7 protein-coding genes are annotated in these 19258 nt (G+C 52.0%); 1 reads left to right on the top strand and 6 read right to left on the bottom strand.

Translation table 11 applies throughout. The features are described from left to right. Window positions 1-75: 75 nt before the first annotated feature. The 3 genes from A3849_RS29360 to A3849_RS29350 form a co-directional block, all read right to left on the bottom strand. The gene (locus tag A3849_RS29360; RefSeq protein WP_074114611.1) at window positions 76-1875 is read right to left on the bottom strand and encodes a sensor histidine kinase; all 1800 of its coding nucleotides are present in this window, start codon (window positions 1873-1875) and stop codon (window positions 76-78) included. A gap of 102 nt (window positions 1876-1977) precedes the next feature. Beyond that, window positions 1978-3573, bottom strand: coding sequence for a response regulator (locus A3849_RS29355; protein WP_074114610.1), 1596 nt, complete (start codon window positions 3571-3573; stop codon window positions 1978-1980). A 342-nt stretch (window positions 3574-3915) separates the two neighbouring features. Then, complete coding sequence (locus tag A3849_RS29350) at window positions 3916-7092, bottom strand: galactose-binding domain-containing protein (RefSeq protein ID WP_074114609.1); 3177 nt, start codon at window positions 7090-7092, stop codon at window positions 3916-3918. A 101-nt stretch (window positions 7093-7193) separates the two neighbouring features. Between A3849_RS29350 and A3849_RS29345 the strand changes: the two genes are divergently transcribed. Next, window positions 7194-8039, top strand: a complete 846-nt coding sequence (locus A3849_RS29345; RefSeq protein WP_074114608.1) for a helix-turn-helix domain-containing protein — start codon at window positions 7194-7196, stop codon at window positions 8037-8039. Window positions 8040-8123: 84 nt separating this feature from the next. On the opposite strand, the gene A3849_RS29340 is transcribed toward A3849_RS29345, so the two are convergent. The 3 genes from A3849_RS29340 to A3849_RS29330 form a co-directional block, all read right to left on the bottom strand. Next, window positions 8124-8831 carry a DNA alkylation repair protein gene (locus tag A3849_RS29340; protein ID WP_074114607.1) on the bottom strand — a complete coding sequence of 236 codons (708 nt, stop codon included), beginning with the start codon at window positions 8829-8831 and terminating at the stop codon, window positions 8124-8126. 138 nt (window positions 8832-8969) lie between these two features. Continuing rightward, window positions 8970-9383, bottom strand: coding sequence for a hypothetical protein (locus A3849_RS29335; RefSeq protein ID WP_074114606.1), 414 nt, complete (start codon window positions 9381-9383; stop codon window positions 8970-8972). A gap of 180 nt (window positions 9384-9563) precedes the next feature. Then, window positions 9564-19235 (bottom strand): S-layer homology domain-containing protein, encoded by a 9672-nt coding sequence (locus A3849_RS29330; protein ID WP_074114605.1) that lies wholly within the window; start codon window positions 19233-19235, stop codon window positions 9564-9566. Window positions 19236-19258 lie beyond the last annotated feature (23 nt).

Raw genomic sequence — 19258 nt, 5'->3', positions numbered from 1 at the left:
TTTTCTAGTTTGCATTTGTTCTATGTCTTTATTGTACAGAGGAGTGATTTACGCATGTAGGAGCAAAACCTATGATTACCTTTGAATTTCTACGCTTTCTTTCTCGAAAGGAAGGATAAGGGTGACCCGCGTTCCCTGCCCCGGTGAGCTGTTAAAAGACAAGCCATACTTCGGACCGTAAGCGATTTGCAGCCGTTCCTGAATGTTGCGGACACCATAGCCTCCGCCCTTGGTGGTGAAATTCTGCTGTGTAAATAGACCCGTCAGCTGTTCCTTTGTCATCCCTACTCCGTCATCTGCAACCTCAATCAGCAGGTTCTCTCCACTCATCCAGGCACTGACCGAAATGGTCCCTTCTTCCTGTTCCTTCTCGCGGATTCCGTGCAGTACGGCATTCTCAACGAGCGGCTGCAAAAGAATCTTGGGGACTTTGCAGTCATACAGCATCTGGGATACCTCGATCAGCAGACGAATACCGTCACCAAAACGCATATTCTGAATGCCGACGTAGGCCTCCGTATGTTTCAGTTCGCTTCCGAGCGTTACATATTCTTTGCCGTTGGACAGGCTGAGCTTATAAAATACCGAGAGCGCCTCCACGACCTTGGAGATTTCGGCGGCATCCGATTCAATAGCCATCACGTTGATCAGATCGAGCGTATTGTATAGAAAATGGGGATTGATCTGAGCCTGCAATGCCTGCAGCTCCTTGTTCTTAACCTCCCTTCCCAAAAGAAACGTTTCATCCATGAGATGGGATATGTTGCCCGCCATCTGGTTAAAGTTGCGGGTAAGCTCTCCGATTTCATCGTCGCTCACCGGAAGGTCAGATAACTGAAACCTTCCATTCTTCATCATGCGGATCTGCGAGAGCAGCCGCAGTATACGTTTGGTCGCCTGGCTTGTCACCAGGTACGACAGAGGCAGCATTAAGGGAACCATCAGCATAAAAATCAAGATGGTGCGGTGCTGCGCCTTATTGCTGGAAGCCAGAATATCTGAATAAGGAACAAACATTGCAACCGTCATATCCGTTTTGGGAATATCCTGAACACCGAGAAGGTAACGCTGGCCGCTCACCAAAAAATCATCGGTCCAATAATTTGCCGTCTCCACATCCCTGAAATTCATTGCCACTTGATCCGCCTGCTTGACGGAGATCACGAACGAATTGGAAGTGACCAGAATCTCCCCTTGTTCGTTAAAGAGCATGGAGAAGGTATTCCGGGTTAAAACAGCATGATCCAGTACACTCTGGAGCCCGCTATGCTTGACCCTGGCGCGGACCATGCCGTCAAACTGCTGGATATTGCGGGAATTTGGTATTTTACGGAGGACGCTTAGCTCCTGGGGATCTTCGCTGGCGTCTAATGTGGAAGAGGACTGCCAGGTGAATACCGCTTGAGAACCAGCGAACTGCCGGAACCATTTCTCCTGATCTAATTTTTCCATATTAAGAAAATCGGAATTCTCTGCGGCTCCGGCCAGACCTTGATTCATATACAGCTGCATCGATTCGATATCCTCGTTATACCGGAACTGGTTGACCAGTGCAGATAGCTGCAGGGCATCCATATGCCACAGATTTACGTCATTATATAACGTGGGATCGGCCTGCACATTCTCCTTCACCAGGTTATTTAATGCGACAAAATTCAATGCTTCCATAATCGCCTGGCATTTATAGCGCAAATATGAAGTGGTTTCATCCAGCATTTTATGGGCCATGTAGATTCCATTTTTCTGATTGTCCTGCCGGATGGTATGCACATTGATAAATAACAGCAACAGGAACGGAATCATTATCACCAGCACATAGGAAGCGAATAGCTTATAACGAATGCTCATATTTTTAAAAGAAACAAAGTCTCTCATACTGTCAACCTTTCCGGAGTAGCTAGCCGACTCCCTGCAATTAAACAAAACGACAGCCGCCCTCATCCCCTGAACCCCGGATCTGGCGGCTGTTTCATATCATCAAATCTGTTTTTCCCTGAATTCGCTGGGCGTCATTCCGGAATATCTCTTAAAGAATGTAGTGAAATAGTTCGCGTCAGCAAATCCAAGCCGGGAGGCCACTTCGAACAGCTTCATCTCATGATCCCGAAGCAGCTCTTTCCCATAGTTCAACCGGGTTTCGGTAATGAACTCCTTGATCGTCTGTCCGCGCTGCTTCTTGAAGTAAGAGCACAGGTAGGTTTCACTCAGCTTCACATGCTCTGAGATGGCGTGAATCCCGAAGCCTTTTTCATGGAAATGTGCATGCGTAAACCGGATGATGTCCCGGATCTTCGCCGTTTCTCCTTCACTCACTTCAGAGGTGGTATCCAAAGAATCGACGGAAGACAGTAAATAATCCTCCAGCAAATCCAGCCGTGGTATACGGTCAATTTCCTTCCAGATATAAGGCCGCTCCACATTCTTCGGGTGCTCAGCAAAGCCTAATTGAACCGCGGTTCCCATAACCGCCATCAGCATTTGAAAATAAGTATCCTTCACCCGGAAGAGATCCAGATCCTTCACCGCTCTTGCCCGCACCGTCCAGCCGCGGATCATCTCTTTGACCAGCGTGTAATCACCTTTGCGCAATCCCTCGCGGATGCTGCGGATCACATTCCAGTCGGTGTCCAGCTGGCCATTCGTCATAAAAGTATCGGCAAATACCGGAGCCTGACCATTTGTATAAAACTGCGAATTCACTGCCAGAATGGCCTGATGGTAGATATGCGGGATATCCTCAGGGGTTTCGGCAGATTCTCCGATCCCCAGCTGCAGCTTAATCGACGGTCCAGCCATGACTCTCAGCTCAGACTGCATCTCTTCGATCCATTCCCGCCCCTCCTGATAGGATGGGCCGTATGTTCCGTGAAACAGGAGCACCAGGTGATGGGTTGTATCAAAACCGCTCAAGATCTGGCGCTTCCGGAAGGAGGCTTGCCGGCCCAGCTCGAGCAGCATCTGTTCCTGTACAGGCGCCGGATTCTCCGGATGGTCGGGAGGACTCCAGAATAATGAAGCCACCGCGACAGTATAAGGACCTTTAGGCGGGAGAAGAAAGGTCTCCTGATGTTGCATGGCGTTCAGCGTATGACCCGCAGTTGGATTAGATATCAGCCTTCTGACCAATTCCTGTCTGAGTATCAGCAAACTCCTGTCCGGATCGGCCTCCAGCAGGCCATGAGTCTGGGTCTTCTCCTGCTCTTCACTCCGCTGCTGCACCGCCTCCTGGACAGTCCGCCGAACCTCATCCAGATTAACCGGTTTCTCAATATAGGATAACGCTTTCAATTGAATCGCTGACTTTAAGTATTCTTTATCGGAATAGGCGCTCAAAAAAATAATTTTACATAATGGATCTTCCTGGCGGTAAGCCTGTGCAAATTCGATCCCGTTCATCTTCGGCATGCGGACATCACATAAAATAATATCAGGCCGCTGAGCTTTGGCGACATCGATGGCAAGCTGGCCGTTGGGGGCCGTCTCCACTCCAAAGATCCCGAGTTCCTCCCAAGGCACATAATGCCGCAATAAATTCCGCGTACGGCCTTCATCCTCCACGATCAACAGCTTCATCTCAGATACCTCCATATGATGACATTCCAACCCTTGAATTGAGGGGTATCATAACTAGATTAGTAGATGCAGTTCAAAGAGTAAAGAGGAGAAAGTTTCGAATATCTTTGTTTTCTTCAGGTGCTGAGTGGAGATCATAGTAACATTAGCCAGCCCCATCAAATGGTTCAAAAATCAGGAAGTACGGATAAAAAAAAGAAGCTGCACATAAAGACGCAACTTCTTTTACTTTGGCGAGGTATCGAGAACCGTTCACCTAAATCCAGAATCACCTCTTCATTCTTTATGACCCGAGCCATCTGCTTCGGTGAACACTCCGGGTAAATAACCCGGGGTTCCTCGTTATCTCCCAAATACCTCGAACTGATAATGTCCAGCCTTCAATGAAGCCGGCAATCCGTTATAGACGATACGCACGTACCTCGCGGTTTCGTCGAAACGGTCTGTCCTGATTTGCTCCGTTGACGTTTGTCCTGTTTGATTGGCTGTCACTTTCCATTCCGAACCGTCCCTAGACACTTGAATGACGTATAAAAAGTTACCCGGTTGATGAAATTTCACCCTGGTGCCGCTAATTTCCCTTTCCTTGCCCAGATCTACCTGCCACCAATGTCCGGTAGCATCATCAGCCGCAAGCCACTTGGTATGCCCAATACCGTCGTTTCCTTTGGACGGAGCGTGCCCGGCTTCCAGGCTACTATCGCTTAATGCTTCCTTACCGATGGCCAATTCACCTCCCGAGAGCATCGGCCAACCGTCCGACTGCCCTTCTGTTCGGCTGTTCAATAATTCCCGAAGTGTATCCGTCTGAATCGATACATTGGGATGAAACGCCTCACTACACATATAGCTGATCAGACTCTGCCGCAGTGCCGATGCGGCTGGACGGTCCGCCAAATCATGCTGGATATCCAACCCGCAGACGATAAGTCTGCCTTGACCAACGCAGTATTCAAACAAATTGGACATCTTCCGGTTGTGATAAAAATTCGGTATCACTTGTACGATCGGATCGAAAGGCTCATCATCGGTAAATATGACCGATACGGAACGGTCCAATAGATCTTGCCAAGGATACTCGGCGAAATCGAGCGTCGGAAATGTCTGAAACACCCCATGATCATCCCTGATGACAATACCGCATGAATTCTCGGATGAGAAATGAACCGGGCTCCAAAATACAGGATAAAATTTCCCTGGCACCGATCGGATCAAGTTTGCATTCGCCGCCAAGAACAGCACACGATCCCCTGCCTGTAGTCTGCGTTCCGTCTCTTCGTCGAATACATTTGTCATATGAATGACCGAATCTGCTGTTTCAGTTTCTTCCGGATCAGCCGCATATACCCATATTGGCCATTCATTCCGGATATCGCTGCCCGCTAAGGATATCGAAACGGTCAAGCGGGCATTTCGGTCTATGTTAATCGCATCGGTCCCGAATTCACCAACCGGTATTCCTGATCCGAATGGGATTGATCCCGTTTGGATCCTACCGCAATCGAGTACTAGGCCGGAATCATCCGTAAGCGTCCACTCTACTTCAGATGCCGGCAACACAGAACTCCCAAAATAGGCAATATCTACGTTGGCCCGGAACGATTCACCCCTGACGTAAATCCGTTTTGGCATACGGAGCAAAAGAACGGCCGGCCCGCAAAATCGTCTGAATGCTTCCGGCTCGATTAGTCCCTTTGAATCCCAAAACGCATTCAGAATACCGATAGTAGCCGTGCTTTGACCCGGGAAGTCGTGAAGATCCAGCAGTTGAAATCCGCCTAAACCTGGCGTTCTCAGCGCAGCTTCGATTTCATCCCGGTACAGCTGCAACGCCAGCATCCCCGATCCACGGACGAATTTGCGGATGTCACCAAGCATCCCTTTTTGCTTAAGATCCTCCTTGATGGCTTCCAGATTCACCGGGCGAAGTACGCCGTTATAACAATCAATCTCGTCGACATCCGGGTAAACCGTGTACTGCCCAACCTCATGTGTGATTACAGGTACGGATCTCTTGGTGACAGCAACACGATAATCCAGTGTTGTGGCACCTGTCAGCTCGGCGGGGAAATACTGTCCTCTCGCACCTACATCATCAACTGTCTGCGCGCAAAACAAATCATCTGCCGGGTCTAGTGGCCGATCCCAATTGGTCGTTAACGTATATAATCTTCCGTTATCTGAAGCCTTAAGATCGGCGATGATTTGATGAAGAAGATTGAAATCGCCATTCAACTCGTTGCCGTTGCTAAAAATGCAGAAAGACGGATGACTGCCATAGGTCGTAACAATTCGCCGTGCTTCTTGCGGTAAATAAGTATAATGCTCAGGATGCGCCCCCACAGGCATATTCCAGGTATCCATCCATACCGGACCTTCCGCCTGCACATAAATGCCGATCTGATCAGCAGCTTCGAATGCAGCTTCAGGTGGGCACCAGGAGTGAAAGCGGATATGGTTAAGGCCATAATCCTTGACGGTTTGAAACAGTCTAATCCAGGGGGCCAGATCCATCGGCGGGTGACCTGTAAGCGGAAAAATACAGCATTCCAGCGTACCTCGCAGAAACGTATTCCGACCGTTTATTTGTATTTGATTGCCTTCCCTTCGAATGGAACGCAAACCGAAGGAATAGCTTGTTTCGGACTCCAGCCATTCCCCCCCGGTGTTAATGCGGGTATGGAATTGAAGCTCGTACACATGAGGCTCGAATTCATCCCACAGCCGCGCATCTGCACCCAACTCATAATCAAGACGGAACGATTCATCCTTATTCGCAGGAATGCGGAACTCACACTTGAGCAGTGGAGCTCGATGCGGAACGGAACCGTTCTTCGTATCGGCTACAACCTCGACCATTGCCAGTACATCTTCATTCATTCCATTTATCCATGTTCCAGTTATAGCTACCCGTCTTTGATCTGCGTCCGGATACAGCTGCAATCCGGCCATTCGCACGGCTTCTGCAGCCTGAAGTTCCAGCTTTCCGATCATTCCGTTCCAGATGGTCTGCGTCTCATCCGTGTATGCGCTCGGATGATTACCCACATGATGTATGTCGCGATTGTCAATCCGCACAATGATTTTATTAACGCTTCCATGCAGGATAAGTGAGGTCACATCAAATTGATGAGGAACAGACAGACTGTCTTGCTGTCCTGCATACTGTCCGTTTACCCATAACGTGGATTCAAACATGACACGCTCAAGATAAAAGCTCAGTCTTTTATTCACCCAATTGGCGGGTACTTCGAGTTCGTATTCATACCAAGCGGCTCCGATATACCGGTGCCGCTGTCGCAGAGAGCGAACGGCTTCGCGGCTTAAGCCTTCTCCCCATTGCTCACTCTCTCCAATACCATTGCCGGATAATGTTCCAGGCAACTGAACTTTCCCTTGTTGTACGGCATGTAGGCCGTCATACCAGGCCCTCTGCTCACCTATATCCTCAGGATCAAGGACAAAGCTCCACATTCCGTCTAAATTAATAACCGAATGATCATGCTGAATTCCATTCATCTATTCATCTCCTTTTCCAACTAAAATTCACCTAATCGCCTGAATTTCGGGGTATTATTAAGAATAGTGTACAATGTTGAATAAACGAGAGGAATGATGATATGGCTAATAACCCGTACAATCCTGCTGTATTTAGTCCTAGAATTCAATATACGCATCCTCCAGGGATACTCGTATCCGATTATTATTCCGCGCCGGAAGGCTATACCTGCTATCGGCCCAACGGCACAAAAGATTGGCTCATTATGTACACCCTCGCAGGACAAGGGTATATCAATAATGGGGATGAGGGTGAGCTCCTCTGCACAGAAGGCACGATTACTATCCTTTCACCCGGAGTCAGACAGGATTACTATACCGCTGAAGGAAGTGTATGGGGGAAGTTCTGGGCGCATTTCATTCCGCGAATCACTTGGATGGATTGGATTCCCGCCAGTAATACCGGGGGGCCAATCTATCATCACTTGATTGAAGACTCGAATACCCGGCAAGCGATCGAGTCCGCATTCCACCGTATGCTGTCCTACAAGTTCTCTAACAACTCCCTACAGGATGAACTTACATTGAATGCGCTGGAAGAAATCGTGCTGATCGTAGCCGGGCTGCATAAGGTACACAAGACGGTAGATCCTAGAATCAAGGAAATTCTCGACCTTCTGGCTAAGCATTATGCGGAAGATCATCATATTGAAGATCTCGCCCGTAGAGTGTGCTTATCACCGTCGCGACTGTCACACTTATTCAAAGAGCAGGTCGGCGACTCCATAATCGGAACACTTACAAAATACAGGCTCAAGCAAGCAGAGAACCTGCTGAAGTATACGTTGCGTTCTGTCACTGACATCGCACTGGGCGTCGGATTCAGTTCTCCTGATTATTTTGGAAGGCAATTCGCAAGCTTCTACGGTGTTACTCCTTCCAAATTCCGAAGTCTGCATACACAGTGATATCACGTGAATAAGAAAAAGCCTGACATTCACCAGTTAGTGAGTCAGGCTTTGTTAAGTTAGCGATATCATTCATAGCGTTGCTCAACATCTTACATGTTTGCGTTTAAAACCAATCCTGCCTTTGTCGACTGCCTTTTGAATATTTTCGTAAGCGTGAAGAATTTTGCTGTTTGCCGTATCCTTATTGACCTCAACCTGGCCAACAGTCTTTGCGGTCTCGCACGCCTTCTCATGGAGAGGGGAATAGGATACTGCCACTGTGTATAAAAAGTTGTTCATCGCATATTTGGTGCGTTCCGGAGAATCATGAATCGTATTTTTCACGCGCTCAAGCATACCGGCAATTTTGCTGTCGGCAAATTCATCGTCCGGCCGGTTGCCGAGCAGCCAGCAATAACAACTCCAGCCCGCTGACATTCTAAGCTCTTCCCCGCTCGCGATCCATTTATCGGCAACTTCTTGAGCAATATCCGCTTCTGCCAAGGTTACTGCAACTACATAATCAGACAACATATAAAAATAAGCCGCATCCATCCACCGTTCATAGTCGGCTTCCGTCATGGCATTGGGGTCGGCAATAATACCCGCAAAATACATCGCATCGTAATTTCCTGTGGCATAAAGCTGCTCAGCCAGAGGCTGATTGATTTTGGTTTTCTTGAAAATAGGCTTCATCGCGCCGGTAGCTACGCCAAAAAGCGGTTCCTGCGCTCCATTTGAGCTGTATATTTTCTTGGTCCGTTCCTTACCGAGTGCTTCAAGCTCCTTCATAACCATCTCTGCATTCATTCCTTAACACTTCCTTTTTCACAGAATACTCATCTCAAGTGAGCTCAGATAGTACCGGATAAAGAAAGTGTACTGTATGGGTTCCCCTGCTGCAAGCTACGTATCCCTTCAGATATTGCTTCATCGGTGTCGATTCAATCATACACTTGAATGTAAAATGACCGGAACGGTGGTCTGGTATTCCTGTACAAGTCCCCGCCGTTTGAGTTCCTGCCCGTACCCTGCTTCAAACAACCGCTTGAGCATGGATGATATACAGTTGTTTGTAGTAGTCTCCAACCGCTCCAATTGCTGCAGTGAGATTAGCTTCTGGTAAATGTTGGCATGCCTCTTTAGTTCCCGGATTTGTTCTTGTTTGAAGTACATTCTTTCAAGTCTTCTGAAATCCATCTCAATGTGCAGCCGGATGAACTGATCTGTATTCGCTGAAATGCTTGATACCACGGGCTGTCTTTTGTCTTTCATCGCGTCGATCTCTTCCGGCTTCTTCTCAAAACGCTGAGCAATGTATACCATCATCTCATAATCCCTCAATTTCTGTCCTTGTGCCATTCACTCCAAGGTACGAAATAAACGATATGTAAATAGAAGAAATAACCTTTGCTAAAGATTCCTAGCCATCCAAAGAAGCAAAAGACAGTGAGCCTCCATTAACGGAGACCCACTGGCATTCAATGGCATAACCAGGCTTTTATTCTGAGTAAACCTCTGCTGCATGCGTATTACCGTTCATCAGATGAGTCCAGCCAGCTTAAGCAGCTTCTCTATAACAGTTACTGCTTCAGCTCTGGTAGTCAGATCGGAGGGAGCTAGCTTTGTGCTGCTTCTTCCAGATACCAGTCCTGCTTCGATACCTGCGGCAAAACCGCTCTTGGCATAACCAGCAACACTGCCGGCATCGGCAAAGGGCTTCAGCAGCTCTTCCTTGCGTGCCTGACTGACCTCTGTCTGCAAGCCCGTCAGCTTCATGGCTCTGGAGAGGACCGTCATCATCTGCTGGCGGCTGATGGATTCCTGTGCCCCAAAGCTGCCATCCGGATAACCGGATACGAGACCATACTCAGCAGCAGTCTTTACATAAGAAGCATACCAGGCTCCCGCGCTCACATCACTGAATGTACTGCTGTCTGCAGCCGCATATCCGCCGAGACCCAGTGCTTTCACGAGGATGGCCGAAAATTCTGCCCGGGTTATACTGCGCTCCGGTTCAAAGCTTCCGCCTCCTGTCCCTCCCACAATCAACCGGCGGGTCAGGTTAGTAATAGCTTCCCGTGCCCAATGTGACTGAACATCACGGAAAGAAGTCCCGGCCTTAGCAGAAATCACAGCATACAGACCACTTGCAGATAAGTTTTTGATCACAGCGGTCAGACTCTGGTCACCTTCTGTAATCCGGGTAGGCAGCGGACTGATGCTTCCGTCCGAAGCAATGCTCACTCCAATGGCGTTCGAGGCAGCCGCTGACTTAGGCAAAGCCATCGTCCGCTCCACAAAAGCGTCGAACATTCCGATCTCCTTCAGCTGTTCTCCTCTTCCATACATAGCCCGGAAATCAATAGGCTTTGCAAGGAAGGTATATGAACCGGATGCTGCGGCTTGCTCCAACCGCTTCGTCTCCTGCTCATCGGGCGATGAAAACTCAAGACTCACTACCTCCTGATCCGCTGCCGAAACAGCTAGAAGCGCGGCGGGAATACGGAAGGCAACCGTCCCGGTATCCAGCCGGATCACCGCCTGGTGCTCCGCCATCAGCTTGACCAGCGTTACGCTCAGCTCCGCCCGGTTCACATCGGTTTTCCCGCTGAAGACAATGGTTACGTCGGCCGGACCGGCTGCACCCTGCAGTAATTTGATCAGAGCGGCCTCATCGACAGTAATAGTGGTTGTGGTTCTACCGTTTGCGGTTGTGCTCTTGGCCTCAGCCACTGCCGCGGCTTTGCCGTTCACCAGGATGTCAAACCCGGTGCCGCTGCTCCCGCTTCCGGAGCTTGCACCACCAGTGCCACCGCCGGAACTGCCGCCGCCATTCCCGGAGTTGCCCCCACCGCCGTCACCGTTGCCACCGCCATTGTCCATGTCCGTAATCTTCTTGAATTCTGCAATGAGCAGTGCACTGTCATTCTTGCCTTCCGCCACCGTTATTGCCTTGACTACGGCAGAAGCACTTAACGGGATGGGCTTCGCATACAACGGTGAAGATTCGGAAGGTGTTGAACCATCCATAGTATAATGAACCCGGCCTTCCGCCTCAGCTGTTATCAGGATCACCTCGGTCTTGTCTTTGAACTGAAGAGCCGTAGAGCTTGTTGGTGCAACAGCAGTTTCTCCGTAGGCCAGCGGCGTTTTGTTAACGACGATCAGCCTGCTGATCCCGCTCTTAGATGCGGTCAGATAAATCGGACCCGATCCGGATTCATCCTGAGCCGTCCAGTGGATCGCTGCGTCAGGAGTGGTCGTATATTTCCCCCTTACCTTATATGCAGTATCTCCTTCCTTTAATACAACCGCCACGGTGGACAAATCGCTGTCCACTCCACCCGAGAACGCCGCCAACTGTGGATAGAAGCCTTGGACCGTCTTCCAGATGGAAGGTTCCAATCCGTCAGGCAGCATACCGCCAGTCAGCCGTGCGGTGCTTAATCCTTCTGCTTGTCCCACAACACCGATGGTCTTGATTCCCTCTGCGGTGTAATAAGCTACCGGATACTGGAGCATCTGTGCATCATAGAAGTTGTGGCTGAGAACTACTGTCTTAGCAGCCTGTCCGGCAATGCCACCGGCAAACGTTCCGCCCTTGACCAGTTTGCCGTTGATGCTGGAAGCGATCTGCCCTCCATTCACAGCGTTAGAGATTATCCCCGCTGCTGCCTCCCCGGCGATGCCGCCCGCGCGGGCAGTGGCCTGACCTTTTGATTCCACCGTTCCAGTATTGTAGCTGTCGGCAATCATCCCTCTGGTTGTTCCGGCGATGCCTCCTGCACTTGAATCCTTGGCACTTACAACGATGTCAGAGAACGAGAAGCTCCCATGAATCCGGCCGTCATCTCCGTTCTGTCCGGCAATCCCGCCGGCTGTACTGCTTCCGTCTTGGCCGAAGGCCTTGATAGTGGCTCTAGAATACGAGGTCTCTATGCTTCCCTCATTGAGACCGGTGATGCCGCCCGCCACAGCTGGAGAGCTGACGGTCAAGCCTTTTACAGAGATACCTTCCAATTGTCCAGTATTGAGCCCTGTTGCCCCGCCGGCATACTCTTCGCCCGCCACCGTGAGATTCTCAGCAATAATGCCGCTTAGCATCCCCTGATTGTCACCGGCAACTCCTCCAGCTGACGTGCCCGACACCCTGCCGCCACTTACAGTCACATTCTTGATCATCCCGTCCGGATGATTTACTGTGGCAACCACGCCGGTGTAAGGTCCTACGCCTACAACCGCATCCTCCAGCTTCACATTAGCAATGACCCCGAAATTATGGGCAATCAAGCTAAAGTGGTTAAACTCACTTGAATGATTATTCAATCCTGAAATGGTATGAAGTTTGCCGTCCAGCACACCTCTAAATTCCGCCATAGGGAGCCACAGCTTACCGGACAGAGAAATATCTCCAGTCAGTGAGATACTCTTGATTGAGAGCGGTGCAGCGGCTGCCGGATCAAACAAAGCATAGACAGAAGCGCCATCATCATACAAAAGCGAAAGTGCCGCCAGTTCTTCGGCGGTGCCTGCCGAATACGAAGTCTGATTCTTGCTTGCACCCGTAATCACATTCAGATCAGGTGTGAACCGCCAGTTGGATAGCCCTACAAGTATAGGCGCATAAGACTGTTTTGCATCAGAAAAGCCCCATACCGGGTTAATTCCCGAGAAATTCCAGCCCTCCGGCTGGTTGTAACCGTCCAAAGATAACAACTGCAGATTCCCACTCTGCACTCCACTGCTTGTATCATGTTTGATCGGAGCCAGACTTCCCTCATAATAAGAGTCCTCGATCAGACCATTCCGGAAGTTATAGCCGATAAAAGCACCCATATAGGAATTAGAGCCGCCTGCCACGGCTAAAACCTCAGATACATCTTCATAAACCCGTGACAGGCTGCCATCATTGTAACCGGCAAAGCCACCTGCATACGAACGGGTTGCCCCGTTACTTCCGGTAACGCTGACCTTTACCTGAGCCGCATAGGCATCTTCAATCGTACTTCCGTGGTTAATAACTCCGGCGAACCCGCCGCCTCTGGCATCAAAGGCTGTGCTCGATATATTCCCTGAGGCGTAGGCCTGCCCAATACGATACTGATTGACAGTACCGGCAAAGCCACCTGCATAGACCCCCGCCGCCCCGCGAACCGTAATCTCACCCGTAGCAGATGCTACGGAAATGACGCCGCTCTTGTCTTCTCCCAAGAGACCGGCGAATCCGCCAGCATAGACGGTGGAATACGGATACGTGCTGTTCATCAAGATTCCTTGGGTAGCCGAGGAGGAAAGGATGTCTGCACCGTCCGCCTGACCTACGAACCCGCCGATATGTGCATAGGCTTCCGTTCTGGCTGCCGCGATGCTCTCTCCAACAACAATCGGCATGTTATCGGCTGCTTGAGCCTTGGAGTAGGCGATGCTGCCTCCGGACACCTTCCCCGCCAGACCGCCCACATTGTAATTCGTGCTGCTGTCAGCCTGAATCGGACTTGTGCTGTCAATTCCAGCCATCCGGGTGTCTTCGGCATAGCCGACCGCGCCGCCGGCTGTCGCTGTCTTCCCTCCACTCAGGTCTAAGGAGACCGAGGAGGAGGAATTGAACACGGAGACGGAGTCCAGCTTCCCGGCAATACCGCCGGCATACAGCTCTGCTGCCTGACCGGACGTGTGGATAGAGATCAAACCCGCAGGAAGCTTCGCTTCATATACCCCCGGATATAACGAGACCAGCAGCCCAAAGTCCAGCGGAGTGTCTCTCTTCGAGGATTCCAGAATTCCGGCAATGCCGCCGGCTGCAACTATACCCGAGGACGCGTTCACTGTAATCTGCGGTGAAGATTCCAGCTTGTATAGAATGGAGTCCTTGGCCTGCCCGACGATCCCGCCGGCTGTAGCACTGTTGCCCGTTGCCCGGAGGGCTCCGCTGAATACATTATCCTTCAATGCGGCATCCGCAAGCTTGCCGGCGATCCCGCCCACAATTCCGCCTTCTCCCGCAGAAACAACCGTTATGTCCCGAACCTGAACCGACTCGATATCAAACGTATTGCTGCCAGCACCTGCTTTATCGCCTGCAATGCCTCCGGCTGCCACACTGGCTGAGACATTAGCCCCGGGAGAGTGATCTCCCTGTACCTTGGCATTGCGGATCACCTGGCCTGCTGCCGAATGGCCAAATATCCCACCGGCCATGGAACCCGGGGCAAGGGCCTGTATGCCTCCGCCAGTCAAACTGACAGTCAGGCCGTCGGATGTTCCGGATTCTGCCACACCGGCCACACCACCAGCTACACTATCCAGACTTTCCGCGACAATTACCCCTCCATCCAGCAAGGTAACGGAGATGGCGGTAAGTTCGCCGTTCACTCTTCCAGCCGCACCGCCTGCTGCGGCATTACTGCCTGTCGCTTCAATTCTTCCGGCTCTCAAGCTCAGGCTGCCTTGGTTGAGGCCCGAGCGGCTGTTGCCGATTAGGCCACCCACGGAAGCCCCGTCGTCCGTACTGGACACCTTGCTTCCTTCACCTAGAGTCATCGCCAAGGCAGTGATCTCGCCATTATTCTGGCCAATCAGACCTCCGGCTGCTGTCCCTCCGGCCACCTTGGCCCCACCTGACAAGCTTCCCTCCACCTGCTCAACCTTACCCAGGTTCAATCCCGCCAGGGCTCCGGCGTAGCTGCTGCCGGTTAAGGAAAGAGGCGCTACAGAAACTTGGCGGACAACCGCATTGCTTCCGATCACTCCGAATAAACCTGCATATTCCCCTTCAATTACTCTGAAATCTCCGATTAAGTGATGATTGCCGTTAAACGTGCCTTCAAAAGAATGGCTGTTATCCTTCCCAATAGGAGTCCAGCTCGAAGCTCTGATACTGATCGGCCCCGCCACATCGACCGTTCTTCCGATGAAATTGAACGGTTCGACCTCTGCCGCTGTACCGTTTACAATTGCCGCAAGTCCTGCCAGCTCATCCTCTGTTTTGATGGTAAAGCGCAGCGCTTGCGGATTTTGTGTATACCAGTCCAAATTCAGGTTAGGTGGATTGCTGCCTGCATTACCGTCATCAGCGCTCAGGTTCAGCTCCGGGTATGTATACTTCGCACCGGCTGAGCCATACCGCCAGGGTGAACTGCCGAAGGTCCAGCCGGATAAGGCTGTAAAAGCTTTACTATCGGCCAGTGTGGAGGACAGAACAGGACTCAGACGGGCATAATTGTTCAATTCATTATAAGTTCCCCCGCCAAAATCCAGAACTCCGCTGTTGATGGACAGACTCTCATCCTTAACGTAATACGTATCGTCAATGAGCTTCTTGTTAGTACTGGCGTAATATCCAGCAAAACCTCCGGCATACGCACCTTTGTCTCCGGTAATCCTCCCGGCGGAGTAACTGCTGGCTACCGTGCCCTCGGTCATCCGTCCGATCAGGCCGCCGCTGTATGAGCCTTTGCCGCTGGCAGAGACATCCTTGCCTGTGTACGAATTGATCACAGAACCGGAATGCTCGCCGATGAGTCCGCCAACATACGTATAGGCACCGCTCGCCGTCACTTTGGACATCGTGAAGCTTTTATCAATACTACCGCTGTTCCTGCCAATCAAACCGCCCAGCAGAGCGTAGTTGTCTGCCGTGCCGGACAGGCTGCTCTTCAGATCCGTCTCGTTATAGGACGACCCGACCCGGCCCGTGTTGACTCCCGCCAGCCCCCCGATAACAGTAGACTTACCTCCTGCGGACAGAACTGCATTGGAGGACATGAAATAGACCGTACCCGTGTTTCTGCCAACTAGACCACCAACGACTCCGTTGTCCCCGTCAGAGACAACAGGAAGGAGGTTGCTGATGCTGTTCTTGTCAACAACACTCCGGTTCTCGCCAACCAAGCCGCCGGTAACCGAAGAAGGTCCATGGACCGTGAGGCTTCCGGTCATTTTACTGCGCTGAATGGAGCTTATCGATGAAGAGACTGGCTTCCCTGAATCCTCGTCACTTCTGGCATCATTCAGTCCGATCAGACCTCCTGCAGTCGAGGAAGCCGCCGAAGCGGACAGGACAAGGGTCATAGCATTCATCACATTGTCCTCCATCACTCTGGAGGCAGCGGGCAGACCATAGCCAGCCACGCCCCGGTTATAGCCGGTTATGCCGCCGGCGATGGTCCCTGTTCCTTTCAATGAAAGCTTGATCGTGGAACCGGACACCTGCTTGATCGCGCTGTCTGTGTTATAGCCTACGATACCGCCGGCATACAGACCGGACGCTGATTCCGTCCCGGTCAGCAGCAGAGTCTCTGCGGCTGGAGCCGATGCTCCGCCTCCTGTGAGCACCGCATCTTCGGCCCGTCCGGCCACACCGCCCGCCTGGACGCCACTGCCGGACACATTCAGTATGGCATAATCGGGAAGAATCCCCCGGACCACTGACTGCTCTATGTCTGCACCGGTAATCCGGCCGACCAGCCCACCGATCATGCTGTCCGCACCGGCCACATTCAATACCGGACTCTCCACAATCATATTTCTGATTGCAGAGGACATACTATCACCCGCGATACCACCGATCCGCGCTTTACTGGCAGATGCTGCAGCGGTGATGCTTAGTCCGGCCACATTTCGGTCTGTCCCGTTGCCGCTGACCGCAGCTCCTCCGCTGAGGCTTCCGGCTACACCGCCGACTGTACTATCCGAACCTTCTATGGCGAGCTGCAGCTCCCCGTCCCCTGGAATAACGACCGGGCTGATGACCGCACCTGTGGACCATCCTGCAATCCCGCCGAGCTGATTGGCAGCCCCAGCCGACTTGATGCTCACGTCCATTGCAGTCAGCTTAGTCAGCTGGCCGCTGTTTCTGCCCGCAATACCACCCAGATCTGAATGGTCACCCTGGGCATCAATCGAAATATCGGATACGTTCTGCAAAATGTCCGCATTAAGATCCAGGCTGTTGTCACCAATAACTCCCCCTAAGGCACTGCCGGCCGCTGCGGAGCTCATCTTTATACTCCGCACATTAAAAGTCTTTCCGGCCACACTTACCGTGGTTCCCAGCGAAAGTTTACCTGCCAGCCCCCCAAGGGAGGAGCGAGCCGCCAAATCTTCTGCGGACAGAGTGATACGGTTAATTCTGGCTGTTCCAAGCACCAGTGTCCCGGCATCCCGTCCTACTACACCGCCCGCTGCCGAATCGGCGGCAGCGGTGGTAATCTTCACAGTGTAGCTGCCGTTGGCATCCGCTTCCCCTACCGCCACGTCCGCAATTTGTCCGCTGGCTGTACCAGCGATACCACCTGCTGAACCGCCGGACCCTGAAGCAGCAATCTCAGTATTCTTTACGGTGGAAGAACGTATCACACCGTTTGCGTAACCGGCAACACCCCCGGCATTACCGCTGGAATGAATCACAGCCGGTGACCCGGCCGTTCCGCCGATGACCGCGCCGGCAATGGTGCCGCCTCCCGTCATATAGCCGGCTACACCGCCGGTATGAACGCCTGCTCCCCCGGCAACCTTAATCCTTCCAGTGAAGACAGGAGCAGTGATGACGCCGCCCAGCCCGTAGTATCCAACAATTCCGCCGGTATACACCTGATTATCAGTACCGGATGCTATAGAGGACACGGAAATATGGCCGTTGTAGGATTCGCTAATTATTCCGGGTTCCCCATTGGTCATCTTCCCTACATATCCGCCGCTGTAGAGTCTTTCTCCCCCCGTAACCTCAATATCCCCTTTACTGGATACATTGGCAGCTGCCATACTATAGTTCCGGTTGGAGATAATCCCCCCGGTATTCACATCCGATGCCGTTCCGGTTACAGCAATACTTCCGCTGTTACCATATGCTTCAGCTCCAGTGCTGTGAAATTGCAGCTGGTCGCCTGCGAAGCCTACTAATCCACCGGTGTATACTCCAGTACCGGAAGCTGCCACCTGGATTGTGGCCTGATTCCAAGCCGATGCCACGAAGGAGGCTGTTCCCTCTACCTTGCCGGCGATCCCGCCAGTGTAGACCTCGGACGAACCTCCGGCAGTCAGAGACGAGCTGTTGACAACGCTCTGTCCCCAGGTGAAGTCACCGGCTACGCGGCCGACAATACTGCCGGTATAAGCTCGTCCGCCCGCCTTGTTGACGATGGCCGGTGCGGTCTGCACGAATGGGATAGAAACTTTCAGCCCTCCGGTGTTCTCATACGCACCGACCAGTCCCCCCGCAGCGATACCAGTACTGCCTGCCCCAGCCGCAGCTCCGGAATCCGCTCGAATCTCCCCAGTGTTCGAGGTCTGAAGCGAAATGGTGACGCTGCTATCCGCTGTCACCCTGCCCATAATCCCGCCTGCAGACCCGCTCCCGGCGTCCGCGAGCGTGATCTGGCCGCTGTTCTTCATGAAAGTATCTTCCTCTGCCATGAACAGTGGGGCGGACACCAGACCGATAATGCCGCCTGCGTCTGCCATGTAGACACTGCCGGATACGCTCACCGGTCCGGTATTGTCACTCTTCTTCAGTGTCAGAACACTATTAGTGGAGCCTGCAATACCTCCAGCCATCCCCCAATTTGCACCGATAAGCGAAATGCTGCCATGGTTTGCCACTGCCGACAGCAGCCCTGATCCGCTGCCAACGATCCCGCCGGCATACACATTGCCTGTCACCGTTCCTCTAACCTGAACGGATACATCACTGTTCACATCCAGGATGGTGCTGTCTTCATCCATGTAACCGGCAATTCCGCCCACAGATGCGTCACCGGATACAACGGTGTCAATACTGCCGGACAGGGAGAACCGGCCAACTGTGGCCCCGCTCATGCGGCCGATCAGCCCCCCATATACGCTATCAGTAACCGTCATACCGGTCAGCTCCGGGCTAAGCCCGGCCTGACCCACGAGAGTTCCGCGAAACGGATGCTCCGCATTGCCAATCGGCATCCAGTTATATTCTGCCAGCGACAACGGACCCGTGGCAGCAATTTGAAGCGTTGTGCCGCCGAAATCAGTAATGCCGTCGTTCACAAGCTTAGCGACACCCGCAAGCTTGGCCGCCGAATCAATAATATAGGTAGAATAGTCGCTTGAATACCAGCTGGTATCCGCGTGATCCCCCCAGCTTCCGCCGCTGGCGTCCGCCGATTTAGCGCCGGGCTGCAGCGGAACCAGCAGCAATGCGCAGCATAACAGCTTGATCCATTTATTTGAGAATACCATAGGTCACCTTCCACATTATGAAA

Origin of the sequence: Paenibacillus sp. P46E, assembly GCF_001909095.1 — a bacterium.
Classification (GTDB): Bacteria; Bacillota; Bacilli; order Paenibacillales; family Paenibacillaceae; genus Paenibacillus_AQ; species Paenibacillus_AQ helianthi.
Note: the sequence above shows the minus strand (reverse complement) of the source record. Positions and strands in the feature narration are given on the sequence as shown.